The following is a 25,991-nucleotide window of genomic DNA, read 5'->3' on the forward strand; positions in this document are numbered from 1 at the left end:
ATGCCAAAACACCTCGCGGGATAGTGACGTGTGAACAGTAACGAAAATGATTTCCGTATCTGTGTCTTTTACGTTATTAATTCCCGTATCTTCCCGTATCTGAGTCCTTTTGCGCTTTTGAAAGCATGAACATTTTTTGATAAAAATAGAGTAGTTATTTGATGTAGAACCATTGGCCAAGAGCAGATTACAGATATAAACAGGCATAAAAATATAACGAAATGAGCTATTTGTACAAAAAACGATGAAAATATATAGATATAGAACGAAAAATGCAAAAACAAGATAATGTTTAATAAAAATCGTATGTATAAAAATGACAATAAAATATTGACGAAACAAATAAATTTTGTTACAATTTACCTCAACAAGTCTTATGGACATAAAACATGATAAATAAGATACAAAAATAGAACATGAAAACAAGGAGGTCATTACTATGGCGAAAAAAAGAAATATCATTGTTGGACAATCAGGAGGACCTACTGCAGTAATCAATTCCAGTCTTGCCGGAGTTTACAAGAATGCCATTGAACGTGGATTTGACAAAGTATATGGAATGCTTCATGGAATTCAGGGGCTGTTGGATGAGCAGTATATTGACTTATCTACACAGATCCATTCAGAACTGGACATTGAATTATTGAAGAGGACCCCATCAGCATTTTTAGGTTCCTGTCGCTATAAACTTCCTGAAATTCATGAAGATAAAGCAATCTATGAGAAAATCTTTGAGATTCTGAATAAATTAGACATCTACGCATTTATCTATATCGGTGGAAATGATTCCATGGATACCATCAAGAAATTATCTGATTACGCGATCCTTACCGGACAGACACAGAAATTCCTCGGTGTTCCGAAAACAATCGACAATGACCTTGCTCTGACAGACCATACACCAGGATTCGGAAGCGCAGCTAAATATATCGGTGCTTCCACAAAAGAAGTAATCCGGGACGCGCAGGGTCTTACTTATAAGAAAAATATGATCACGATCATGGAAATCATGGGACGCAATGCCGGATGGCTTACAGGCGCTACAGCCCTTGCGAAATCCGAAGACTGTGACGGACCGGATCTGATCTATCTTCCGGAAGTTCCTTTCGATGTTGATAAATTCCTTGCAAAGGTAAAAGACCTTCTGAATAAGAAATCATCTATCGTAATCGCAGTTTCAGAAGGAATCAAGCTGGCAGACGGCAGATACGTATGTGAACTTGGAAGTGTAGGTGATTATGTGGATGCATTTGGTCATAAGCAGCTTCAGGGAACAGCAACATATCTGGCAAACTTCCTGGCGGCAGAATGTGGCTGCAAGACAAGAGCAGTAGAACTTTCTACTTTACAGAGAAGTGCTTCCCACATGGCATCCAGAGTAGATATTGATGAAGCATTTATGGTTGGTGGTGCAGCAGTCAAAGCGGCTGACGAAGGAGATACAGGAAAGATGGTTGTTATCGATCGTGTTTCCGATGATCCATATATGGCAGCTACTGGTATTTATGATGTACACAGAATCGCAAATGAAGAAAAACTCGTTCCAAGAGAATGGATGAATAAAGATGCCACAAATGTAACGAAAGACTTTGTAGATTACATCAAACCACTGATTCAGGGAGACTATCAGCCTATCATGGTAAATGGTATGCCAAGACATCTGGTACTGAATCTGAAGAAGGGCAGAAAAAGATAAATAATTGAAAGTCAATCAGGCAGCGAAGCGGATATGTGTTTGGCTGCCTGGTTTTACGTTATCAGAATCTTGCCAGAATATAGAGGGCGAAAGAGATGTACTGATTATTTGTATTCAAATCGATTGTAACAGAGGGCATATTTCGTTATTTTGCAGGTAATAATAAATGTGTCAGAATATTTCTTTGCAACTGTCAAAAGTAGTAATGTTAAATTTGTTTTCTTGGAAGATGTCTGTTAATAAAACGAAAAAAAATTTACAGATAAAAATACAGACCAGAATAAAGGACAGTAAAAACTTTGACAATAATAGAAATGACAAAATAAATCATATTATGCAGAATGTATAAAAAAAATGCCTGATTTTAGCAGATTAACCTTGACGAAATGACATAAACTCTATAAAATAATTATGTGCGTATAAGAAACATATTTAATATATTTACTTATGTGTGAAAGAAAGAACAATAATTAGGAGGAAAATGTAAAATGGCAAAATGGGTTTACATGTTTACAGAAGGTAACGCTACTATGAGAAACCTTCTGGGTGGTAAAGGTGCTAACCTTGCTGAAATGACAAACCTTGGTCTTCCTGTACCGCAGGGCTTCACAATCACAACTGAAGCTTGTACACAGTACTATGAAGACGGAAGACAGATCAATGATGAGATCATGGCTCAGATCATGGAAGCAATCACCAAAATGGAAGGAGTTACCGGAAAGAAATTCGGTGACAAAGAAAATCCTCTGCTTGTTTCCGTTCGTTCTGGTGCGAGAGCTTCTATGCCAGGTATGATGGATACTATCCTGAACCTTGGTTTAAACGAAGACGTTGTTAACGTACTTGCTGAAAAATCCGGCAATGCTCGTTGGGCATGGGACTGCTACAGAAGATTCATCCAGATGTACTCTGACGTAGTTATGGAAGTCGGAAAGAAATATTTCGAAGAACTTATCGATAAGATGAAAGCTGACAGAGGTGTTAAGCTGGACGTTGAACTTACAGCAGAAGACCTTCATGAGTTAGCAGAACAGTTCAAAGCTGAATATAAAGCAAAAATCGGTGCTGATTTCCCAACTGATCCTAAGGAACAGTTAATGGGTGCTATCAAAGCCGTATTCCGTTCATGGGACAACCCACGTGCAAATGTATATCGTCGTGACAACGATATCCCATATTCCTGGGGTACTGCAGTTAACGTACAGATGATGGCATTTGGTAACATGGGTGATGACTGTGGTACAGGTGTTGCCTTCACACGTGACCCTGCTACAGGAGCTAACGGTCTGTTTGGTGAATTCCTTACAAATGCACAGGGTGAAGACGTTGTTGCCGGTGTTCGTACACCTATGCACATTTCCGAAATGGAACAGAAATTCCCGGAAGCATTCGTACAGTTCAAACAGGTTTGCGAAACACTTGAGAAACACTACAGAGATATGCAGGATATGGAGTTTACTGTAGAGCATGGTAAACTGTATATGCTCCAGACACGTAATGGTAAGAGAACAGCTCAGGCTGCTTTAAAGATTGCTTGTGACCTTGTTGATGAGGGAATGAGAACAGAAGAAGAAGCTGTAGCTATGATCGACCCACGTAACCTTGATACTCTTCTTCACCCACAGTTTGATGCTGCTGCTCTTAAGGCTGCTACACCAATGGGTAAAGGCCTTGGCGCTTCTCCTGGAGCTGCTTGCGGTAAGATCGTATTCACAGCTGATGACGCTGTTGAATGGGCTGAAAGAGGAGAGAAAGTCGTACTTGTACGTCTTGAGACATCTCCTGAAGACATCACAGGTATGAAATCTGCTCAGGGTATCCTGACAGTTCGTGGTGGTATGACATCTCACGCAGCAGTTGTTGCCCGTGGTATGGGTGAGTGCTGTGTATCCGGATGCGGTGATATCGCTATGGACGAAGAAAACAAGAAATTCACACTTGCTGGCAAAGAATTCCACGAAGGAGATTTCATCTCTATCGATGGTACAACAGGTAACATCTATGACGGAATCATCCCGACAGTAGACGCTACTATCGCTGGTGAGTTCGGACGCATCATGGCATGGGCTGACAAGTACAGAACAATGAAAGTTCGTACAAACGCAGATACTCCTGCAGATGCTAAGAAAGCTGTAGAGCTTGGTGCAGAAGGTATCGGTCTTTGCCGTACAGAGCATATGTTCTTCGGTGAGGGACGTATCGATGCATTCCGTGAAATGATCTGCTCCGAAACAGCAGAAGAGAGAGAAAAAGCACTTGAAAAAGTTCTTCCATATCAGCAGGATGACTTCAAAGGTCTCTTTGAAGCTCTGGAAGGTAACCCTGTTACTATCCGTTTCCTGGATCCGCCTCTTCATGAGTTCGTTCCTACAGATGAAGCTGACATCAAGAAACTTGCAGATGCTCAGGGCAAAACTGTAGAGCAGATCAAGACTATCATCGCTTCTCTTCATGAGTTCAACCCGATGATGGGACATCGTGGATGCCGTCTTGCTGTAACATATCCTGAAATCGCTAAGATGCAGACAACAGCAGTTATCCGCGCAGCAATCGAAGTTAAGAAAGCTCATCCGGACTGGACAATCAAACCGGAAATCATGATCCCACTTGTTGGCGATGTAAAAGAGCTTAAATATGTTAAGAAATTCGTAGTTGAGACAGCTGATGCTGAGATCAAAGCCGCTGGTTCTGACCTTCAGTATGAAGTTGGTACAATGATCGAGATCCCGAGAGCAGCTCTTACAGCTGATGAGATCGCTAAAGAGGCAGACTTCTTCTGCTTCGGTACAAACGACCTTACTCAGATGACATACGGCTTCTCCCGTGATGATGCAGGTAAATTCCTCAATGCATACTATGACGCTAAGATCTTCGAGAACGATCCATTTGCAAAACTGGATCAGGTTGGCGTTGGCAAGCTGATGAAGATGGCTATCGAACTCGGCAAACCGGTTAACCCGAACCTTCACGTAGGTATCTGCGGCGAGCATGGTGGAGATCCGTCTTCTGTAGAATTCTGCCATAAGATTGGTCTGAACTATGTATCCTGCTCACCATTCCGTGTACCGATCGCTCGTCTTGCAGCAGCACAGGCAGCTATCGCTGAGAAGAATGCATAAATAATATAAAATATAGATTCATGCAAAAGCATGATAGTGTCCAAGCGTAAAAACTGGCACTGGAACTTAGGGCAACCTGAAGTTTCAGTGCCTTTTTTGAGTAATACAGATATTTGCAATCTACTTTTATTAGCTGCTTATAACTGAATAATGCATTACTATTTTACTACATACCCAGTAACCATTAATACCTAATTCGGTAAAAAGGGATTGACAAATAGTAGAAAATCGTTTATATTAAAGCACAGATTTGGTGTGTTACTGGACAGGCAGGCATTAACCGGTCATAAATGTTATTTTTTAATATTTATGGGGGTTAGTGCCTTTTTTTGATGTATTTTTTGCGGAAAATTCCGAATAATAAGTTGTCAGAAGGTTTTAATCTCCAGAAAAATCCGGCAGTTATAACGGATAACTATGCCAACACTATCAGGAAAAGGAGAACAAAGAAACATGAAAGACAAAATCTTTGGAGTTTTGCAGCGTGTAGGAAGATCCTTTATGCTTCCGATTGCAATCCTCCCTGTCGCAGGTCTGCTGCTTGGTATCGGCAGTTCCTTCACAAATGAAACAACCATCGCAACCTATGGATTACAGAAAATCCTTGGAAGCGGCACTTTACTTAATTCCCTTCTGATTATTATGAATAAGGTCGGAAGTGCAGTATTTGACAACTTACCGCTGATCTTTGCGGTTGGTGTTGCCATAGGTATGGCAAAAAAAGAGAAAGAGGTTGCGGCTCTTTCAGCATTGATCGCATATTTCGTTATGAACGTAGCAATCAGTGCCATGCTTCTCATTAATGGTGAGATTACTGCTGACGGACAGATTGCCAAAAATGTACTGGAAGGAACTGTTACTTCTGTATGTGGTATCCAGTCCCTGCAGATGGGTGTGTTCGGCGGTATTATCGTAGGTCTTGGCGTTGCTGCACTCCATAACCGATTCCATAAGATCGTGCTCCCGAATGCGCTGTCATTCTTCGGCGGTTCCAGATTTGTGCCGATCATTTCTACAATTGTATATATGTTTGTGGGAATCCTTATGTATTTTATATGGCCGGTAGTTCAGAACGGTATCTATGCTCTGGGCGGTCTGGTAACAGGAAGCGGATATATCGGAACTTTAATCTTTGGTATTATTAAACGTGCTTTGATTCCATTTGGTCTTCACCATGTATTTTATATGCCTTTCTGGCAGACAGCAGTTGGTGGAACAATGGAAGTTGCAGGACAGATGGTACAGGGTGGACAGAATATCTTCTTTGCACAGCTTGCTGATTCTGCAAATGTAGCACATTTCAGTGCTGATGCGACCAGATATTTCTCCGGTGAGTTTATCTTTATGATCTTTGGCCTTCCAGGTGCGGCACTTGCTATGTATCGCTGTGCAAAACCTGAGAAGAAAAAAGCAGCAGGCGGACTTCTTCTTTCAGCAGCCCTTGCATGTATGTTTACAGGTATTACAGAGCCTCTGGAATTCTCATTCCTGTTTGTAGCTCCGGCATTGTTTGTTGTACAGGTAATTCTGGCTGGTGCGGCTTATATGATCGCACATATGTTAAATATCGCAGTGGGACTTACTTTCTCCGGTGGATTCCTTGACTTGTTCCTGTTTGGTATTCTGCAGGGAAATGAAAAGACAAGCTGGCTGAGAATTATCCCGGTTGGTATTATTTATTTCATTCTGTACTATGTAATCTTTACATTTATGATCAAGAAGTTTGATTTCAAGACTCCGGGACGTGAGGATGATGATACAGAAACCAAGCTCTATACAAAAGCTGACGTAAACGCCAGAAAAGAAGCTGGAAAGACAGATAGTGCAACTATAACAACTTCTAATGATCCGGTAAGCGAACTGATTACAATGGGACTTGGCGGAAAGAAAAATATCGTAGACGTTGACTGTTGTGCGACAAGACTTCGTATCACAGTCGCAGAGCCGGAGAGAGTCAGAGATGATCTCCTCAAACAGACAGATTCCAGAGGAATTGTGAAAAAAGGACAGGGTGTGCAGGTTATTTATGGACCTCATGTAACTGTAATCAAAGCAAAACTGGAAGAATATCTGGAAACTGCTCCGAATGAATTTGCAGCAGATACTGTTGAAAATGATACGGCAAATTCTGGAAATAATACAGCAGAAACTGCAAACGGATCAGACAGCAATGCAACTCAGAATCAGGCTGCAGGAACTGAAAATGAGAGCGATACAGCACAGACATCAGCACCTGTAAAAGAAGAAAAAATCAGAAAAACAGCCATTATTTACAGTCCGGTAAATGGTATCGCGGCAGATCTTTCCACCGCTCCGGATGAAGGATTTGCAGGAAAAATGATGGGTGACGGTGCAGTGGTAACACCGATAGAAGGAACTGTATATGCACCTGCAGACGGTGAAGTAGAGTTCATTTTTGACACCAAACACGCCATCGGATTCCAGACAGATTCCGGCATTCCAATGCTTCTTCACATGGGAATCGACACTGTGAAACTGGAAGGAAAAGGATTCGAAATTCTGGTAACAGAAGGTCAGAAAGTAAAGATGGGCGAACCGATGATGAAACTTGATTTAGAGTTCTTATCAGCCAATGCACCATCCCTTGTTTCTCCGATTCTCGACACTGAACCAGAAGACAACCAGAGAATCCGGCTTCTCGCAAACGGTGAGATCAAAGCGGGTGAACCGTTGTTTGCGGTAGAGACACTGGAATAATAAATATAGTTTTGAGAAAACTGAAGCAAACAGGCTGCAAATATTCGCAGAACAAATAAAAGAACAGCCAGATAATCAGAGAATATCTGAATTATCTGGCTGTTCTTTACATACCGTAAAAACGAGAAATCAATGACAGGAAAGTTGGTTGGAAAAACAAAGTAAATTAAACAGACAGGTAGGATTCCTGATAAAAATATGGTACACTTATGCTTGTATAAGGTAAATCAAATAAATTTTGAATATGATAACCGTATTATTAAGGACGGAGTAAATAGTAATAAAATATATGAGATACTTTTGCCTGTCAATATGAAGATTATCAGAGAAAAAGGAGGCTTTTTATGGGTGGAGAAGAGTTATATATACTAAAGCATAAAGACCTGGACACAGCCATGGTAAAGATCAACCCTTTTTCGGGAAGAATCGAATATATCCTTGAGGTGTATCTGCCGGAAGAACTGCCCGTTGGATGTAAAAAAGACGGAACAGGACTTGCAGAATGGTGGAATATGCGTGCAGTACCTGACACAAGAAAAGGGATTCAGCAGGCGCTGAAGATTCTGAGAGAAGAAACAAGTCAGTCTTTGATGCTGGCAGCATATGGATTAAGTCTGACAGATCATTATTGGATGCAGCCAGTTTCAAAAGAACTGTACTGGAGAGATATTAATTTCTTTGAGAATGATTTTTCAGATGAACTTGGCAATTTACTGACAGATACTGGCAGAATAGATGTAGACGATCACATATCGCGTTTTTCTCCGGCTTCATCTGTAAATGGAGAGATGAAGAAAAAATGGATCATCAGGGATCATACCCGTTATCTGCTGAAAATAAATACAAATAATTATGGACAGCAGGCAGTAAATGAAAAAATTGCGACCAGACTTCATGAACGTCTGGAATGGAGAAATTATGTCCCATATGAAATTACCGGAACAAAAATAGATGGTGAAGAATTCCCCTGTAGTCTGAATGCGCTGTTTACTTCTCTGGACACGGAATTGGTTTCGGCATATCAGTTGATTAGAAATTATAAAGTGCCGAATGATTTATCAGAGTATGAGGCGATTATTCGGTTGGCAACAGAATATGGACTCGATGAGCTGGAAGTAAGAAGGCAGCTGGAATATACGATTTTGACAGATTTTATCTTGAGTAATACAGACAGACATTATAATAATTTCGGATTTTTATATAACAGTGAGAAACATACACTGATAAAAATGGCGCCTGTATATGATACAGGAAACTGCCTTTTTTACAATGAAGATCCAGTTCCGGTCAAATCAGGTCTGTTAAATGTCAAAGTCAATTCATTTTGTAAAAAAGAAACAGATATGCTTTCCTATGTAAAGAATAAAGAAATAATTGATATAGAAAAACTTGAAGGATTTCCCAAAGAAGTAGAAGAATTATTAAAACAATATACGAAAATGCCAGAAGAAAGAGCAGAAAAGATAGCAGAAACCGTACAGAAAAAGATAGAGTATCTTCAGCTTTTTCAGGAAGGGAAGAAAATCTGGAAACGAGAAAAATATTGGTAAGGGGAATAGGCTATGAAACAGAAGGTTGGAAAGTACAGCGTAGAGATGGAAGGCGATAGATTATATATTGGTGATTCTCCTCAGTTGGTTGTCAATTTGAAAACGCAGAAAAATTTTATACGCTGTAAAAATGAAAATATTCCATATAAAAAAGAAATTCGTCTAAGTCCGGATTTACTAGAAGGGAAACGCCCGGAGGTTTTTAAAACGGCAGTGGGATATTATTATCAGCAGGCGTGTGAAATTGCAGATGGAATACAGATTGCCAGGGCATATGGAAGAAAGGCTAATCGCACAATTTCTGTTAAAGATTTATCTGAGAGAAAAGTATAATAAATAAAACACAAACGCAGTATGGAAAAAAATAATAAAAAATCGGACAGATATAAAGGAAAAGAAAAAGTATGATAAACAGAAATGATATGCTGGAGTTAACCCGCAGGATGACCTTATCCAGAAATTGTTTTATGCGTGCAGCAGGCGTTTACATAGACGAAAATGGATATATCGATAATACTTTTAATGTAAACTTTAAGAATATGGGAAAACATGACCAGCAAGTTAATCTGGATCTTGCGAAAACGATTCCGTTTTCAAAAACAAATGAGCAGTTAAAATGTTATAAATTTCCGGCAGGAGATCTGGCCTATGACAGTATTCATAAACTGCTAATGGCATTATCGCAATATGGTCTAAAAGATGATCTTCTTGTGCAGACACTTTGCGAACAGCTGGCAGAGGGAATCTGCGGCACAGAAGACAAGCCCAACAGGACAAATTATTTACGCGGGCAGGAATTTGGAATTTATATTTATCATGGAATCTACGATATTCCAAAGAAAGGCTCAGATCAGAGCGAACAATGGGAATCGGAAGAAGTTTATAGCTTCCTTGTGTGTGTAGCTGCACCGGTAGATAAAGACTATAATGCAGGAAAACCCAAATGTGGATTTATATTTCCTGCATTCGAGGACAGATCCGCAGAGCATGGAAAGATAGATATTTTTTTTGAAAATCCGGAACATCCGGATGAAGGATTTTTAAAGAAAATATTAGGGAGATAAACACCAGAAAAGAAAACTGGAAATCGTATGATTTTATGAATGCGAAAATTATGGAAGAGTTAGAACGATAAAAGTTTAGAATATACTTAAAAATCCGGCTGACTTATTTTATAAAAAGAAAGTTGGTCAGATTTTAATTACACCAGATACAATTCAATTTAGTCATTTCATGCAAGAATGACTAAATTGAATTGTAATATGACTAAATTGATGATAGAGTGAAAACATGAAACAGAGATAATATCAAGTAATAGGAGATACAATGCGAATTTTTAACTTTGAAAAAGAATATAGTAAATTGCATACTCCTGATATTGTGTCATATCTTGTACAGATTCATGAGTATAAAGGTGCATATGCAAATGGAAAGATACAGGATGAATTATTGTCAGAACTGGTGGAAATTGCCCGAATCTAAAGTACGGAAGCATCGAACAGAATTGAAGGCATTATAACAACGGATGAGCGCCTGAGGAAAATTGTCCATGAAAAAACGATGCCAAAGACAAGAAGCGAAAAGGAAATTGCCGGATACAGAGATGTTCTTGCAACAATTCACGAAAATTATGAGTACATTCCTGTCAGTTCAAATATGATTCTGCAGTTACACAGGGACTCATATAAGTTCAACGGAAATGGATATGGTGGAAATTTTAAATCTACAGACAACGTAATAGCAGAAGAACTGCCCGATGGAACGAAAAGAGTAAGATTTGAATCAGTGCCTGTATGGGAAACGGCAGAAACAATTAATAATCTTTGTGATTCATTTAAGAATGCCTGCAATATGCAGACAATGGACGTATTGCTATTGCTTCCGATGTTTATTCTGGATTTTCTCTGCATTCATCCATTTAATGATGATGTTATAATAAGGAAAAAGTTAGAGAACCCCAGTAAAATCAATGGGTTAGCACTAATTTAGTCCTTATTTTTATACCAATTTATCGGTAGGATAAGGCAGCGCTGTTATATCAAAACCGAAAATTCAAGTCAATATCGCAGATGTCCACAATCAGTCTGGGAGTGAATCTGTGTAATCAGATTAAGTACAATTTTATATTGAAACATTTAGTGAGGACTAAATTAGCACTTGTGATGGAACTTTCCATCTGCTGTTTTGGTCCTCTTTTTCTATTGGAAGGAGTGGTCGAATGGGCAAGGTGTTAATTTGGTTCTTAATCATCATTATTACAGTACTCCTGTATAGTCTTGTGAAAGTAAAGGCGGAGAGTGACGAACTGTATGAGGAATTAATGAGAAAGCATTTTTATGGCAGGTCAGATGGTGTTCCTCCATCTGACAAAACAGAGCACTTGGAAGGGGGTGGTTGATTCAATGAAATTGTGTGAAGCAGTAATGCAGGCAATAAGAAAAAGGAGAGATGAAAGCATGAACAACAAATTAGAAGTAGTCGGCATCGATCATAGCTGGTCGATGATGAAAGTTTCTATCTTCTGACACTTGCGGCAGTTGCAAAAGAACTAAAGTGAAGAGGTCTTAAAGAAGCAAAGGTATTCCTTGCGGTGGGACTTCCTCTTACAAGATTTGGTGCAGAGAAGAATGATTTTATCAAGTATTTGACCAAGAATAAAAGAGTGGATTTCAAGTATGAGAATGAACCATATCATATTGAAGTCGATGATGTGGCTGTATTCCCACAGTGCTATGCGGCAGTGGTAGATAAGATTCCGACGATGGCAACAAAAGCAGTGCTTGCTCCGATGAAAACTGTAAAGCATACACTTTTATCAATGGAGCTTCATCTGGATGCATCCATTGATAAGCTGGATAATCTGGTGATGGATGTGCAGATGGATAAGGAAAAGCGTGTGGAAAATGAAAATACTAAGGCACAAGAAAAAAGGCAGATAAGGAAGATATTGAAAAGTTCGAGCCTATAGAGAATAATCCTGAGAGAGTTGAGGCAGAGATTGTCTATGCACCGATGGTGGCAGAAGCACATGAGTACCAATACAATGCAGATGCATTTGAAGCAAGAGACAGTGCAGATATGAAGGTGGAAGCACAGAATGAAGTGCCAATGATTAGGACAGATAAAGTCAGATAGATGTGAGGACGTGGGAGAAAATCCTGCGTCCTTTTTGTGTGCAGAATATCAAAAAAACTTATTGAAACCTGACTTTTGCAGGTAAATTGACAAAAAACACCCGTCAAACCCAATAATTACAGAGCTTGGCGGGCTTTCTGGTTTGTCAGATTTTCATGGTGTTTTTTCTGCTTTTTTGGTCTTTGCCAAAATTTTTTATTTCTCCCAGAGTCCGGATACGTTTTCCAAAATCGATATCCATGTTCTTTCCAATATCTTTTAGAACCTCATCATAATAATCAAACAGATAGTAGTTTTGCTGGATCAGACTACATTCGGCTTTAGACAGAGAGGCCAGAATGGTCCCGATACTGTATTTTCGCTCCAGCTTATTTTCAAGTATCCTTGCAATTGTCAAAGCTATAAAACAGGTCAGGAAATGTGCTTTGATATGTTCTCTTGTCCAAACATATACGGGTCTGGCTTCCAACTCACTTTTAGTTATTTTAAAAGATTCTTCAATACGCCATAATCCCCGGTACATGTCGATGATCTCATCATCAGATGTTTCCATTTCGCTGGTCAACAGCATATAGTAACCGTTCAATGCTTCTTCTTCCCGGATTTTGTCTTTATCAATGTCCAACACAGAGGTGGCAGTAAGGATCTCTCCGGTTTCTTTGTCGTAGTCCACTTTTTTGATGTACTTTGCAGCACCGTAAGATGTGGCTCTTATATAATTTCCGGGATTTTTGGCGAGATCTCTGGCTTTTGTCAGTGCAGCTTCCCTGTCTGCTTTTGCCCTTTTGGCATATTTTTCGCTCCAAAAGACCACCTGCTTTTCATCCACCTGTTTTTTTATTTTTTTCCAGTAACAGAGGTAACCTGTATTGTTCTTGGAGATCTCCGGGATTTTCGTTTATATTCCGTACCAAGCCACTCATAGCCATATTCTTTAAGAACATAGTCTCTGATGCTTTTTTCAGCACCCCGGATGGACATACTGAAAACATATCCATCATGAGTAGGAGTATTGATCGTATACCAGATGTTATCACCCGTCGTCATCCCCTTGTCAGCAATAGAGATCACCCTGCCAAGGTCAAACTGTTTTTTGATACGCCCGAAGTTTGGTCTGTAGGTCAGACAGTCGTTAGTGTTTCCTGGAAAGAGTTCGTAAGTGATAGGAATGCCCTGATTATCCATGAACAGTCCCATCTGTACGATTGGATCTGGACGGTGTTCTTTGGAAACCCCTTTGCGGAGAAAGTCATTCTGCTCGTCTGTTTCGAAATAGTAGTTCGTAACGTCGTAATAGATCAGACTGGTATCCCTTCCATAATTCTTTTTGATCCTGTCATTTATCCAGACCTGCATATTTTCTTTGTGCTTATTCAGAAAAGAAAGACAGCGGTAAGTATCATCCAGGGAGTAATCTGTTTTTTCAAAAAAACGTTCTCTGCCATCATAAGAAGATCTTTTCGATGCAGGAAAAAGGAGCCGGGAATAGACCAGCATCTTCATGATGGCGTTGGCATCGTACTGTTCTTTCGAATGGCGCTGTCGATTGGCCAGAAAGGTATGGATACCAAGTTCGTGATAGATCTGGCTCAGTGCAAGCATAGCCGAAATTTTTCCGCAGATCATCCCCGGGGCATAGCCGGTCAGAGTCATAAAAAGTAAAGTGGATCGGAGCAGTCTTTTCCTGCTTTTCTTTTTTTAACTGCTCAATTCTTTTTTGAAAGTGAGTAATTGGATCATCGTATTCTTTTTCGAGAACATCAAGATATCCCAGAGATTCAATTGTTTTGGAACGGGACATTTTTTTCTGTTTATCATAAAAAGAATCAACAATTGCAAGATAGATGCGTCCGTTATTAGTTTTTGTTTTTCTTAAATGCATAATAGTCACCTCTAAATATAACTATTACCATATATGACTATGTATATCCAGTAAAATATGACAAAAAGTAAAAAATAAAAAAAGCCTGTAAGCCATAAGGGAAAAGGCTTTCAGGCTACAATCGAACATATGTTGCTGCAAAACTGTGGTAAGTTACGAAAGTGAGCAGTGTTTAGGATGCTATGTGATATGATTCTGATGAAAAAACTGAGAAGAAGCCCCCGGTATTTGCGGTACCGAGGGTTTCTTCTTATTTTATTTTATTATAATAAGACAAAAATAAATACAATATTAAAGTTATAATATACATAACGGTATTAGATAATTCCGAATAATTTGATTAAAAGTACAAGTTATTCACTGAAAAACAAAAATGTAAGTACAACTACTGTACAAATATAATTGATGTTAATACAAATTTGATTTATTATAAAATCACAATAAAGAAATGAATTCAAACATAAATATATAAAAAATAACCAAATGAAAAAAATGAAAATCAAGTATTTGGCCAAATACATGCATTAAAAGATAACAAGTAAATAACAAATTTTATGCAAAACTGGAGGGTTAAAATGAAAAAAACAATTTGTACTATTTTAGCTGGGATTATGTCAGTATCAATGTTGATGGGAAGCGCTATTACAACATATGCAGAAGAGAAAAAGGATGATATTTCAATTGGTGTGTCTATATGGGGAACGTCAGATCCTTTGGGTGCTTCCTGTAAAAAAATTCTGGATGCGGAAGCAGAAGCACTTGGTGTAAAACTGGTATATGTAGAGCATTCGCTGAAGTCTGAAGAGGTTGTATCCTCTGTTGAAAATCTTTGCGCTTCAGGCGTTCAGGGCATAATTATCTGTAATTCAGCTGATGCAGAAATGGCAAAAGCAATTCCTATCTGTGAAAAAAATGAAGTGTATCTGGCACAGTATTTCAGACAGATAACAGATGAACAGGTTCTGGAAATGGCAGAGGGTACAAAGTATTTCTTAGGTGAAACACATGAGGATGAAGAGCAAAACGGATACGATCTTTGTAAAATTTTAGTAGAAGATAAAGGCAGCAGAGATATCGGAATGTTAAGCTATCGTGTTGGTGATGCAACTGCCGGTGCAAGAATTGCAGGATATCAGAAGTATGTTGAGGAATGGAATGAAAATAATCCGGATGATCAGGTTAAATTAGGAGATGTCGTAGATGATAAATGGACAGCAGAAGAAGCAAGACAGGCTGTTGAAAATATGATTGATGCAGACAGTAATATGGATGGTCTGGTAGTTGTCGGAAATGCGACATCCCTGGAAGGCGCATTAAATGCAGTGAAAGCTAAAGATCTGGTAGGAAAAATCAATGTAGTATCTACAGATTTTACTGAGACATTAGGTACTCAGTTACAGAATGGAGAAATTGCAGCGATGTCAGGAGGACATTATGCAGATCCGTATTTTTCTTTAATGTTGGTTTATAATGCGATTCGTGGAAATTTTGTAAAAGAGGAAGGCAAGCTGTTTGAAATAAAATTCCCGATGATGTATGTTTCTTCTGAAGATGATTACAACAATTATAATAAATATTTTGTAGAAACTCTTCCTTATACTGAAGAAGAAACAAAGGAAATTGCAGAAGAGTCTTTTGAAGACTTGCAGGCAACGGCGGCAGCACTTAGCATTGATGAAGTTGCACAGAGGCATGGAGAAGATTAATAAGCAGATCTGATGGAGGAGAAATTGTTTCTCTCCTCCGTTTATGAGGAATCAATGTATGAAGAAAAAAGCAAGAGTAGATAGCAGAGTAAAAAGTACACTGGCTCTGTTTGGAAGCTGTCTGGCAGTATATTTAATTTTTAAAATTATTCGTCCCGGTAATTTTGGAAGCCTTTCCAATTTGTTTTCTTATTTTCAACAGTCTTTAATGCCTGCTGTGGCGGGATGTGGGCTATATTTTATTGTGGTTATGGGACTGTTTGATTTTTCTATTGGTGCCAATATTGTTTTATCTGCATTAGTGGGAGTTATGGTTGGAAATAGAACAGGATATATTGGATTTATCTCTTCTATTTTAGCTGTTGCAACTATTTTGGGCCTGATAAATGGAATTGTATATGTGAAGTGCAGGATTCCTTCTATTATTGTGACAATCGGATTAATGATCATATATGAATGTCTGGGTGCATTGCTTGCATCTGGAAGTGTATTTACTTTGTCAAAGAATATTGGAGCATTTGGTCGTGCACCTATGAATATAATTTTTGCGTTTATCTCGTTTTTAATTGCATATTATTTTATGAAATGTACGCGGATCGGTATTTATACCAATGCAATTGGAAGTAACGAAAAATCTGCGGAAAATATGGGAATCAATGTAAAAAAATATAAGGTTATTGCATTTGTATTGGCTGGTTTCTTTGCCGGCTTAATGAGTGTTTTAACGGTCAGCTACGGAAATGCAATGTCTCCCAGTACAAATATGGCAAGTATGTCAAGAAGTTTTACACCGCTTATGGGCTGCTTTTTTGCATTGGCTTTTAAAAATTCTATAAATCCTATTGTTTCTATCATAGTTGGAGAATTTATAATCACAATGATTATGTCTGGACTGATTGTTGTTGGAATTCCATCTACACTCCAGAACTTAGTGATTGGAGTTACTCTGATAGTAATTATTTTACTGACATGTAAGGTTGAGCGTGATGCGGTAGTGAAGTAATGAGGAGGAATTTATGGAAAATCAGATTTTATTGGAAATTGCGGACATTTCAAAAGCCTTTGGCATTACAAAAGCATGCCAAAATATTTCTTTCACGATTAATAAGGGTGAAATACATGGATTAATAGGAGAAAACGGTTCCGGGAAATCAACCCTGACATCAATGATTTATGGACTGCAGCCTCAGGATTCCGGGAAATTTATTTTTCTTGGAAAAGAATATAGGGCTGCTAATCAGCTGGAGGCAAATTCTCTGGGAATTTCAGCTATCGTTCAGGAAGCAGGAACATTAAGTGGTTTAACGGTTGCCCAGAATATGTTTCTCGGAAAAGAAAAAGAGTTTATTGAAAAAGGCTTTTTAAATAACCAAAAAATGAATGCGGCTGCGGATCTGCTTTTAAAGGAGTATGGTTTTGAGAGTATAAAAGGGTCTGATATTGTTGATAAGTATAATTTTGAAATCAGAAAGCTGATAGAAATTGTGAAGGCAACTTATTTTAAACCGGAATTAGTAATTGTGGATGAAACGACAACTGCATTGTCACAGGATGGCCGGGAAATTTTATACGGGCAGATGGAGAAAATCAGAAATTCAGGTCGGACAGTGATCTTTATTTCGCATGATCTGGATGAAGTGATGGACAGGACAGACAGAGTTTCGGTACTAAGAGATGGGGAATACATTACTACTGTTAATACAAAAGAGGTAACGGCGGATAAGTTAAAAGAATTAATGGTAGGGCGAAAAGTAGACAATCGCTATTATCGCATGGATTATGGAACTGAAATATCTAAAGATGTAGTATTTTCAATGCAGCATGTTACAACACATGGTTTGCTTAAGGATGTTTCACTGGAACTTCATAAGGGAGAAATTCTTGGAATCGGCGGATTAAGTGATTGTGGAATTCATGAAATTGGAAAGGTGATGTTTGGAGCAGAAAGAGATTATACGGGTGAGGTGAAGCTATCTGACGGCAGGAAGGTTGAATCTATTGCACAGGCGATTGCTGATGGAATTGCTTATACTTCAAAGGACAGAGATAATGAATCAGTGATATTAAATGCAAGTATAAAAAATAATATTTGTATGATGGCATATGATTCACTGAAAAAAGGAATCTTTATTTCGCCTTCGAAGTGTGGCAGCTTTGCAAATGAATTTGCACAGAAGCTTAGTGTCAAAATGCAGGGTATCGAGCAGGATGTAGCAGGATTATCAGGCGGAAATAAACAGAAAGTGGTACTGGCAAGATGGCTGGCAATTAATCCGGATATTCTCATTTTTGACAGTCCGACACGGGGAATCGATATTAAAGTAAAGGCGGATATCTATAACGTCATGGACGGACTGAGAAAAGAAGGGAAATCGATAATTATGATTTCTGAGGAAATTATGGAATTGATCGGTATGTGTGACAGGATATTAATACTTAAAAACGGAGTAATTAATGGAGAATTTATGCGAAAGGAATCTCTTCAGGAACAGGATTTAATTAGGAAGATGATTTAACAGGAGATATGCAATGAGCAAAAAAATGAAAATAAATATAAATGGATGCTTCTCTTATATTGGTATCGTCATTCTTCTGGCCTTCTTTGGTATTGTTACAGGTTTTAAATCTCTAACAGTGGGAAATCTGCTTTTGATATTACAACAATCCTATGTGTTGCTGATTTGTGCAACCGGCGTTTTTTTTGTGATGAGCATGGGAAGCCTTGATTTCTCACAGGGGGCGATTATTGGTGTTGCATCAATCGCAGTTATTCTTGCAGGGCAGGAACATATTGCATTAGGTTTAATTGCCGGAATTATTGTGGGAACTGTAATTGGGTTAATAAATGGAATACTCCATGCCCATTTTAAAATAGGATCTTTTATTGTGACAATCTGTACAATGCTGGCCTTTAGAGGATTATGCGCTTTTCTTACAACAGATGCACCATATTCTGCACCAATATATATGTATATGATGGATGCGGATAAATTTGCAATTCCTATTGTGGCGTTAGTCTTATTTGGTGGAGTTCTTGTGTCGAGATATACTGAAATCGGACAGTATGTCCGAATGATCGGAGCCGGTGAGACTGCTGCAAGATTCTCGGGAATAAAGATTGAAAAAATAAAAATTATTTCATTTGCAGCAGCCGGTGCACTTGCCGGACTGGCATCAACGATTAATGTGATACGTGTGGGATCAATTACAGCTTCAGCCGGTAATCTGGCAGAAACAAACGTTATGATCGCGCTGGTGCTTGGGGGACTTCCCGTAAGTGGGGGTGCAAAAACGAAATTCAGCAGTGTAATATTGGGTGTTTTTATGCTGAGTATTTTAAATAATGGATTAGTTTTGCTTCAGATTGAGCCCAATTTACAGCAATTGATTCGAGGAGTGATTTTCTTAGTGATTGTCGCAGTTACTACAGATAGAAAATCATTAGCTGTTATTAAATAAAAGGGGGAAATGAATATGAACAAAAAAATAGCGATTGTTGAAAATGGAATTCATATGACATTTTTGATTGCCGGAGAAACTGTCAGATTAATAAACTTTTCAGATACGGACAAGTTTGAAGAAGGAATGAATGAGGTTTTACAGCAGAATGGATATCTGGCGGAGTATCAGGAAACCGGAATGGGAAGCAGTGATCATCGCGGCAGAAAACATATTGGCTGTAATCCCGGATGCTGGATGAAATATAAGAATTTTAAAGATACAAGAACTGAATTTGGAAGAAAACTTGAAATAATACAGGAATATAATGGCGTTGAACTTGTAAGCCATTATCAGTTTTTTGATGGGATAAAAGTAATCCGAAGCTGGACGGAGGTAATCAATAACAGCGAACAGACAAGGGAAATTGAATATGTATCGTCGTTTATGTATTCTTTTGCATCCTATGGAGGAATGACCGGCTGGGAAAAGAAAATGAGACTTTATCAGGCAAGTAATTCGTGGTATGATGAATGCAGATGGTTTTCCAATACTTTACCTGAGCTTGGATTAAATCCTATCAATCTGGCACAATCAACGAAAAGGATCTATTTACAAAATGAAGGTTCCTGGTCAACAGAAGAACATCTTCCTATGGGATGTCTTCGGAATGAGGAAACGGGAACGGAATACTTGTGGGAGATTGAACATAATGGTTCCTGGTATTGGGAGGTTGCAGAAAGTCTTGGAACAATGTTTACGCAGGAGAATCATAATTTAATGATTACCAGTACCGGAGATCAGATCGGTGAAATATATTTTCAGATGTCAGGTCCTACAGAGTGGGAGAGTCAATGGCACAAATCTTTAAAACCGGGAGAAACTTTTGTGAGTGTTCCTGTTGCAGTTGCTGCGCTGAATGGAAAATTTGAAGATTCTTTTGCAGAAATGGTAAAATACAGACGAATCATTCGCAGAAAAAATCAGGATAATGAAACGTTACCGGTAATTTTTAATGATTATATGAATTGCTTATTTGGTGATTCTACTACTGAAAAGCTTATCCCGTTAATTGATGCAGCAGCAGAAGCGGGATGTGAGTATTTTGTTATTGACTGTGGGTGGTATACAGATCAGAACTGGTGGGCCGGTGTTGGTGAATGGCAGCCATCAAAAAGAAGATACCCTGGCGGAATAGATAAACCAATTCAGTATATACGAGATAAAGGAATGATTCCGGGACTGTGGCTGGAAATAGAAGTAGTTGGATTTGACTGTCTACATTTTGAAAATATTCCAGATACATGGTTCTTTAAGAGACATGGCTGTGTTGTCAGTGATCAGTGCAGGTACCAGCTGGATTTTAGAAATCCGGAAGTACGCGATTATGCAACAAAAGTGATCGACAGAATGGTAAATGAATTTGGCGTAGGATACATTAAAATGGACTACAATATTAACAGCGGAATTGGAACAGAAGTGGATTCGGACAGTTTAGGGGATGGACTTCTGGAGCATAACAGAGCATATTTGTCCTGGTTAGACAGTATTTTTGAAAAATATCCTAATCTGGTAATTGAAAATTGTGGATCGGGTGGCCTGAGGATGGACTACGCTATGCTCAGCAGACACAGTATTCAGTCTTCCAGTGATCAGACAGATTATATTAAAAATGCGTGTATTGCAGCTTCAAGTGTTACGGCGGTAAATCCGGAGCAATGTGCGATATGGTCGTATCCGATGAGCGGTCAGGATAAAGAAATAACGGTTATGAACATGGTGAATGCAATGCTTCTCAGAATTCATCAAAGTGGTCATCTGGGAAATTTGCCGAAAGAACAATTCGAATTTGTTCGGGAAGGCATTGAAGTATATAAGCAAATAAGAGATGATATAAAATCAGCTACGCCGTTCTGGTTAACAGGTTTGCCGCAATTTAGTGATGACTGGTTTACATTTGGCTTAAACTGTGGAACACATGCATATCTGGCAGTATGGAGAATTGGAGGAGAAGAAACATTAAATATGCAGTTGACAAAGGAACTTGAGAAATTTACTTCCGCAGAATTAATTTATCCGGGCTTTTCTGATGATAAGGCAATGATTTATTCAAATAAGACAATAACAGCAAAATTAAGAAATATAAAAACTGCGAGAGTGTTTAAGCTCTTTTGAGAATAGTACAGGTGGAAATGGCAGAGTATAAATATAAAGTTGTATATGACTGGATAAAAGAAAAAATTGATAATCGGGTATATAAATTTGGTCAGAAACTTCCAAGTGAAAACTTTCTGTGTACGAAATTTAATATTAGTCGTCAGAGTGTGCGTAAGGCATATGTTGCACTTACTATGGAGGACTATGTTTACAGTATTCATGGAAGTGGATATTACGTAAAAAGAGAAAGCACTTACGGACAAAGCACGAAAACTGTTGGAATTATAATGTCATATGTAGCAAACCATATGTTTCCAAGTATCCTGCGCGGGATAGAAGAGGTTCTCTTAGAGAATGGATATGGCATGCATCTGGGCATTACGGAGAATTGCTTTGACAGAGAGCGAAAATGCCTTGAACTTCTGGAAAGAGATGGAATTTCAGGCATCATTGTGGAGGGAACTAAAAGTGCTCTGCCGAATCCTAACCTTCATTTGTATCAACGCTTTATTGAACGGGGTATTCCAATTGTATTTATTCACAATTATTACAGAGAACTGGCAGTACCTTCTGTTTTAATGGATGATATTGAAATGGCAAGGGAGATAACGATGCTTTTGATCAAGGCAGGTCATGTAAATATCGGATGTGCATTTAAGTACGATGATCTGCAGGGTCACCGTAGATTCCAGGGATTTGCAGAGGCTTTAAACAGTGCCGGAATTCCAGTTGTGGACGACCATGTAAAATGGTTTGCATCCAAAAAGGAATTATGGACGCAGAATCGTTATGGAATAAGCATGGAAACAGAGAGCATAAAGGATGTTACGGGATATGTCTGTTATAATGATATGCTTGCAGAAGAATTTGTAATGGAAGCCAGGAAAATTGCCATCAGTATTCCGCAACAATTATCCATGGTTGCTTTCGATGATCAAAATGTACAGTTGGATGATGGCCATTATCTTACTTCTGTACGTCATCCGAGAAAGAAACTTGGCATTAAAGCAGCTGAGACATTGCTGGATATTATAGAGGGAAATGGACACATAGAAAATTTTGAGAAGATAATAGTTCCTTCCAAAATATCTGTAAGAGATTCCATTATTCCGGTAAAATAATTTCATAAAAATATCATTGACAAACAGTAAAAAATCACTTATAGTAAAGAACAGATTTGGTGTGTTACTGGACAGGCAGGCATTAACCGGTCATAAATGTTATTTTTAATATTTATGGGGGTTAGTGCCTTTTTTGATGCATTTTTTGCGGTGAATACCGGAATAATAAGTTGTCAGAAGGTTTTAATCTCCAAAGAAATCCGGCAGCTGTCGTTCCTGAGAAACGTCATGTCAAAAATAATACGGGAATAGATAACTGCGCCAACACTATCAGAAAAAGGAGAACAAAGAAACATGAAAGACAAAATCTTTGGAGTTTTGCAGCGTGTGGGAAGATCCTTTATGCTTCCGATTGCAATTCTCCCTGTTGCAGGTCTGCTGCTTGGAATCGGCAGTTCCTTCACAAATGAAACAACTATTGCTACCTATGGATTACAGAAAATCCTTGGGAGCGGTACGTTACTTAATTCACTTCTGATCATTATGAATAAAGTCGGAAGTGCGGTATTTGACAACCTGCCATTGATCTTTGCAGTAGGTGTTGCCATAGGTATGGCAAAGAAAGAGAAAGAGGTTGCAGCTCTTTCGGCATTGATCGCATATTTCGTTATGAACGTGGCAATCAGTGCTATGCTTCTTATCAATGGTGAGATTACAGCTGACGGTCAGATTGCCAAAGATGTACTGGAAGGAACCGTTACTTCTGTATGTGGAATCCAGTCCCTGCAGATGGGTGTATTTGGCGGTATTATCGTAGGTCTTGGCGTTGCAGCGCTTCATAACCGTTTCCATAAGATCGTACTTCCGAATGCGCTGTCCTTCTTTGGCGGCTCCAGATTTGTACCGATTATTTCTACAATCGTATATATGTTTGTGGGAATTCTGATGTATTTTGTATGGCCGGTAGTTCAGAACGGTATTTATGCGCTGGGCGGTCTGGTAACAGGAAGCGGATATTTCGGAACTTTGATCTTTGGTATTATCAAGCGTGCATTGATTCCATTTGGTCTTCATCATGTGTTTTATATGCCATTCTGGCAGACTGCAGTTGGCGGTACCATGGAAGTTGCGGGACAGATGGTGCAGGGTGGACAGAATATCTTTTTTGCACAGCTTGCTGACTCTGCAAATGTAGCACATTTCAGTGCAGACGCAACCAGATATTTCTCCGGTGAATTTATTTTTATGATCTTCGGTCTTCCGGGTGCAGCACTGGCTATGTACCGCTGCGCAAAACCTGAGAAGAAAAAAGCATCAGGCGGACTTCTTCTTTCCGCAGCACTGGCATGTATGTTTACAGGTATTACAGAGCCGCTGGAATTCTCATTCCTGTTTGTAGCTCCGGCGCTGTTTGTAGTGCAGGTAATTCTGGCAGGTGCGGCTTATATGATTGCACATATGCTGAACATTGCGGTAGGACTTACCTTCTCAGGTGGTTTTCTTGACCTGTTCCTGTTTGGTATCCTGCAGGGAAATGCAAAGACGAGCTGGCTGAGAATTATCCCGGTTGGTATTATTTATTTCATTCTGTACTATGTGATCTTTACATTTATGATCAAGAAGTTTGACTTCAAAACTCCGGGACGTGAGGATGATGATACAGAAACCAAACTCTATACAAAGGCCGATGTAAATGCCAGAAAAGAAGCCGGAAAAGCTGCAGGTACAGTTACAGCAACTTCTAATGATCCGGTAAGCGAGCTGATCACAATGGGACTTGGCGGAAAGAAAAATATCGTAGATGTCGACTGCTGTGCGACAAGACTTCGTGTCACAGTCGCAGAGCCGGAGAGAGTCAGAGATGATCTCCTGAAACAGACAGATTCCAGAGGAATCGTGAAAAAAGGACAGGGTGTACAGGTTATTTATGGCCCTCATGTAACTGTTATCAAAGCAAAACTGGAAGAATATCTGGAAACTGCTCCGAATGAATTTGCAGAAGATGTACAGAAGAATGTACTGGAAACACAGAACAATAGTGTAGCAGAAACTGGAAATAACGCAGCAGGGAACGCAAATGGACAGAATAGCGCGACAGCACAGAAGCAGAGCACAGGAACTGAAAATGTAGACAATGCAGCACAGACATCAGCACCTGTAAAAGAAGAAAAGATCAGAAAAACAGCCATCATTTACAGCCCGGTAGACGGAATCGCAGCAGATCTTTCTACTGCACCGGATGAAGGATTTGCAGGAAAGATGATGGGTGACGGTGCAGTCGTAACGCCGACAGAAGGCACTGTATATGCACCTGCAGACGGTGAAGTAGAATTTATCTTCGACACCAAACATGCCATCGGATTCCAGACAGATTCCGGCATTCCAATGCTCCTTCACATGGGAATCGACACTGTGAAACTGGAAGGAAAAGGATTTGAAATTCTGGTAACAGAAGGACAGAAAGTAAAGATGGGCGAGCCAATGATGAAACTTGATTTAGAGTTCTTATCAGCAAATGCACCATCCCTCGTTTCTCCGATCCTCGACACAGAACCGGAAGACAACCAGAGAATCCGACTTCTCGCAAATGGTGAGATTAAGGCAGGAGAACCGTTATTTGCGGTAGAGACACTGGAATAATAAGTATAGTTTTGAGAAAACTGAACCAAACAGGCTGCGAATATTCGCAGAACAAATAAAAGAACAGCCAGATAATCAGAGAATATAGAACATCTGAATTATCTGGCTGTTCTTTATATGCCGTAAAAACAAGAAATCAATTCCAATCGTTTTCGACTTCTTTCAATTTAGCTTTTAAGGTTTCTTCGAGAATAGCGAAAGCCGGAAGAAAACTGTCGCGTATAAGAAGAATCATTTCATCAATTTCATCTTCGTTATAAATATGAACGGATGTATTGCGCTTTTTTAGCATGAGCAGCCATACGGAAGAATCACTTACAAAACCAACTTTATAACCCAATTGTAGAATTTCACGTGGTGAACCGGTAGCTGCTTCCTCTACGCCATGCAATTTTAGTGTTTCCTGCAAAGCCCTCCATGCAAGTTCAAAGGTTAAATTAAACTGCCCGATAATTCCGGTTCTGTATATTTCATTGTTATCTGCAAGTTTGAAATCTGCATTTTTTAATATAGAAAGGCAGTTTGAAAAATTATCAAGCTTTTTCATAAATCACGACACCATCCTTTTTGATTTCTTTTTTTAATTCATCGGAAATGGGGGAATCAGCTTCAATTATATCAAACATCAAAAGAGAATGTACGTTTTCCTTGATGTCCCAATAAAAAGAATCAAAATCTCCACCGTATACAGCTATATCTATATCGCTTCTTTCTGTATTTGTTCCTCTGGCACGTGAACCGAAGAGAATCACTTTTGTAACAGAATGTTTCCTGGCAAATAAAGAAATCTCTCTTAAAACTCTTTCTGGAAGATTATACTTCATATCCCTGTCACCTCCCAATTTTCTCTTAGAATAGCATATTTTACGGTAGTTAACAATCTTTTATG

The 25,991-nt window shown here is 39.0% G+C and carries 19 protein-coding genes and 2 pseudogenes; 18 read left to right on the forward strand and 3 right to left on the reverse strand.

Translation table 11 applies throughout. From position 1 onward, the window contains the following. Nucleotides 1-439 precede the first annotated feature (439 nt). The 11 genes and pseudogenes from WKT11_RS02475 to WKT11_RS19945 all read left to right on the forward strand — a co-directional run. Complete coding sequence (locus tag WKT11_RS02475) at nt 440-1,696, forward strand: 6-phosphofructokinase (RefSeq protein WP_117677056.1); 1,257 nt, start codon at nt 440-442, stop codon at nt 1,694-1,696. Nucleotides 1,697-2,184: 488 nt separating this feature from the next. Continuing rightward, complete coding sequence (ppdK, locus tag WKT11_RS02480; RefSeq protein WP_019161972.1) at nt 2,185-4,815, forward strand: pyruvate, phosphate dikinase; 2,631 nt, start codon at nt 2,185-2,187, stop codon at nt 4,813-4,815. Nucleotides 4,816-5,268: 453 nt separating this feature from the next. After that, nucleotides 5,269-7,533 carry a PTS transporter subunit IIABC gene (locus WKT11_RS02485; RefSeq protein WP_119244586.1) on the forward strand — a complete coding sequence of 755 codons (2,265 nt, stop codon included), beginning with the start codon at nt 5,269-5,271 and terminating at the stop codon, nt 7,531-7,533. Nucleotides 7,534-7,877: 344 nt separating this feature from the next. Further along, the gene (locus WKT11_RS02490; RefSeq protein WP_340282313.1) at nt 7,878-9,083 is read left to right on the forward strand and encodes a HipA domain-containing protein; all 1,206 of its coding nucleotides are present in this window, start codon (nt 7,878-7,880) and stop codon (nt 9,081-9,083) included. A gap of 12 nt (nt 9,084-9,095) precedes the next feature. Beyond that, a complete protein-coding gene (locus WKT11_RS02495; RefSeq protein WP_117677059.1) occupies nt 9,096-9,416 on the forward strand; it encodes a hypothetical protein in 321 nt (106 codons plus the stop codon). Between the two features lie 71 nt (nt 9,417-9,487). Beyond that, on the forward strand, nt 9,488-10,147 hold the full coding sequence (locus WKT11_RS02500; RefSeq protein ID WP_340282316.1) for a DUF4317 family protein: 660 nt from the start codon (nt 9,488-9,490) through the stop codon (nt 10,145-10,147). Between the two features lie 262 nt (nt 10,148-10,409). Beyond that, nucleotides 10,410-10,565, forward strand: a complete 156-nt coding sequence (locus WKT11_RS02505) for a hypothetical protein (RefSeq protein ID WP_242986950.1) — start codon at nt 10,410-10,412, stop codon at nt 10,563-10,565. Nucleotides 10,566-10,643: 78 nt separating this feature from the next. Beyond that, entirely contained in the window at nt 10,644-11,072 is a 429-nt protein-coding gene (locus WKT11_RS02510) for a Fic family protein (RefSeq protein ID WP_243104254.1), read from the forward strand. Between the two features lie 229 nt (nt 11,073-11,301). Beyond that, nucleotides 11,302-11,481, forward strand: coding sequence for a hypothetical protein (locus WKT11_RS02515; RefSeq protein WP_117677605.1), 180 nt, complete (start codon nt 11,302-11,304; stop codon nt 11,479-11,481). A gap of 4 nt (nt 11,482-11,485) precedes the next feature. Next, a complete protein-coding gene (locus tag WKT11_RS19940; RefSeq protein ID WP_445291924.1) occupies nt 11,486-11,608 on the forward strand; it encodes a hypothetical protein in 123 nt (40 codons plus the stop codon). After that, nucleotides 11,581-12,218, forward strand: a pseudogene (locus tag WKT11_RS19945) (ParM/StbA family protein); the annotation flags it as partial. The gene WKT11_RS19940 and the pseudogene WKT11_RS19945, both read left to right, overlap by 28 nt. 145 nt (nt 12,219-12,363) lie before the next feature. Here the strand turns inward: WKT11_RS19945 and WKT11_RS19950 are convergent. Further along, nucleotides 12,364-14,100 (reverse strand): annotated as a pseudogene (locus WKT11_RS19950) (IS1634 family transposase). Nucleotides 14,101-14,675: 575 nt separating this feature from the next. Between WKT11_RS19950 and WKT11_RS02540 the strand changes: the two are divergent. The 7 genes from WKT11_RS02540 to WKT11_RS02570 all read left to right on the forward strand — a co-directional run bounded on the left by WKT11_RS02540 (nt 14,676) and on the right by WKT11_RS02570 (nt 25,102). Further along, entirely contained in the window at nt 14,676-15,806 is a 1,131-nt protein-coding gene (locus WKT11_RS02540; protein ID WP_117677603.1) for a sugar ABC transporter substrate-binding protein, read from the forward strand. Nucleotides 15,807-15,864: 58 nt separating this feature from the next. Next, nucleotides 15,865-16,809: an ABC transporter permease gene (locus WKT11_RS02545; protein WP_117677602.1), complete on the forward strand. Its 945-nt coding sequence runs from the start codon at nt 15,865-15,867 to the stop codon at nt 16,807-16,809. A gap of 13 nt (nt 16,810-16,822) precedes the next feature. Then, nucleotides 16,823-18,322 (forward strand): sugar ABC transporter ATP-binding protein, encoded by a 1,500-nt coding sequence (locus WKT11_RS02550; RefSeq protein ID WP_117677601.1) that lies wholly within the window; start codon nt 16,823-16,825, stop codon nt 18,320-18,322. 13 nt (nt 18,323-18,335) lie between these two features. Continuing rightward, a complete protein-coding gene (locus WKT11_RS02555; protein WP_117677600.1) occupies nt 18,336-19,265 on the forward strand; it encodes an ABC transporter permease in 930 nt (309 codons plus the stop codon). 15 nt (nt 19,266-19,280) lie between these two features. Continuing rightward, nucleotides 19,281-21,419 carry a glycoside hydrolase family 36 protein gene (locus WKT11_RS02560; protein WP_117677599.1) on the forward strand — a complete coding sequence of 713 codons (2,139 nt, stop codon included), beginning with the start codon at nt 19,281-19,283 and terminating at the stop codon, nt 21,417-21,419. Next, complete coding sequence (locus WKT11_RS02565; RefSeq protein ID WP_147417041.1) at nt 21,416-22,522, forward strand: GntR family transcriptional regulator; 1,107 nt, start codon at nt 21,416-21,418, stop codon at nt 22,520-22,522. Before WKT11_RS02560 ends, WKT11_RS02565 begins: the two co-directional genes overlap by 4 nt. A 294-nt stretch (nt 22,523-22,816) precedes the next feature. Beyond that, a complete protein-coding gene (locus WKT11_RS02570) occupies nt 22,817-25,102 on the forward strand; it encodes a PTS transporter subunit IIABC (protein WP_340282339.1) in 2,286 nt (761 codons plus the stop codon). A 136-nt stretch (nt 25,103-25,238) separates the two neighbouring features. On the opposite strand, the gene WKT11_RS02575 is transcribed toward WKT11_RS02570, so the two are convergent. Together WKT11_RS02575 and WKT11_RS02580 are read right to left on the reverse strand one after the other, a co-directional pair. Beyond that, the gene (locus WKT11_RS02575) at nt 25,239-25,649 is read right to left on the reverse strand and encodes an HI0074 family nucleotidyltransferase substrate-binding subunit (RefSeq protein ID WP_117677596.1); all 411 of its coding nucleotides are present in this window, start codon (nt 25,647-25,649) and stop codon (nt 25,239-25,241) included. Then, nucleotides 25,636-25,926 carry a nucleotidyltransferase family protein gene (locus tag WKT11_RS02580; protein WP_117677595.1) on the reverse strand — a complete coding sequence of 97 codons (291 nt, stop codon included), beginning with the start codon at nt 25,924-25,926 and terminating at the stop codon, nt 25,636-25,638. The genes WKT11_RS02575 and WKT11_RS02580 overlap by 14 nt, the downstream gene beginning before the upstream one ends. Nucleotides 25,927-25,991: the final 65 nt, after the last annotated feature.

The sequence above is a fragment of the Blautia sp. HCN-1074 genome, from assembly GCF_037890165.1.
Taxonomy (GTDB): Bacteria; Bacillota; Clostridia; order Lachnospirales; family Lachnospiraceae; genus Blautia_A.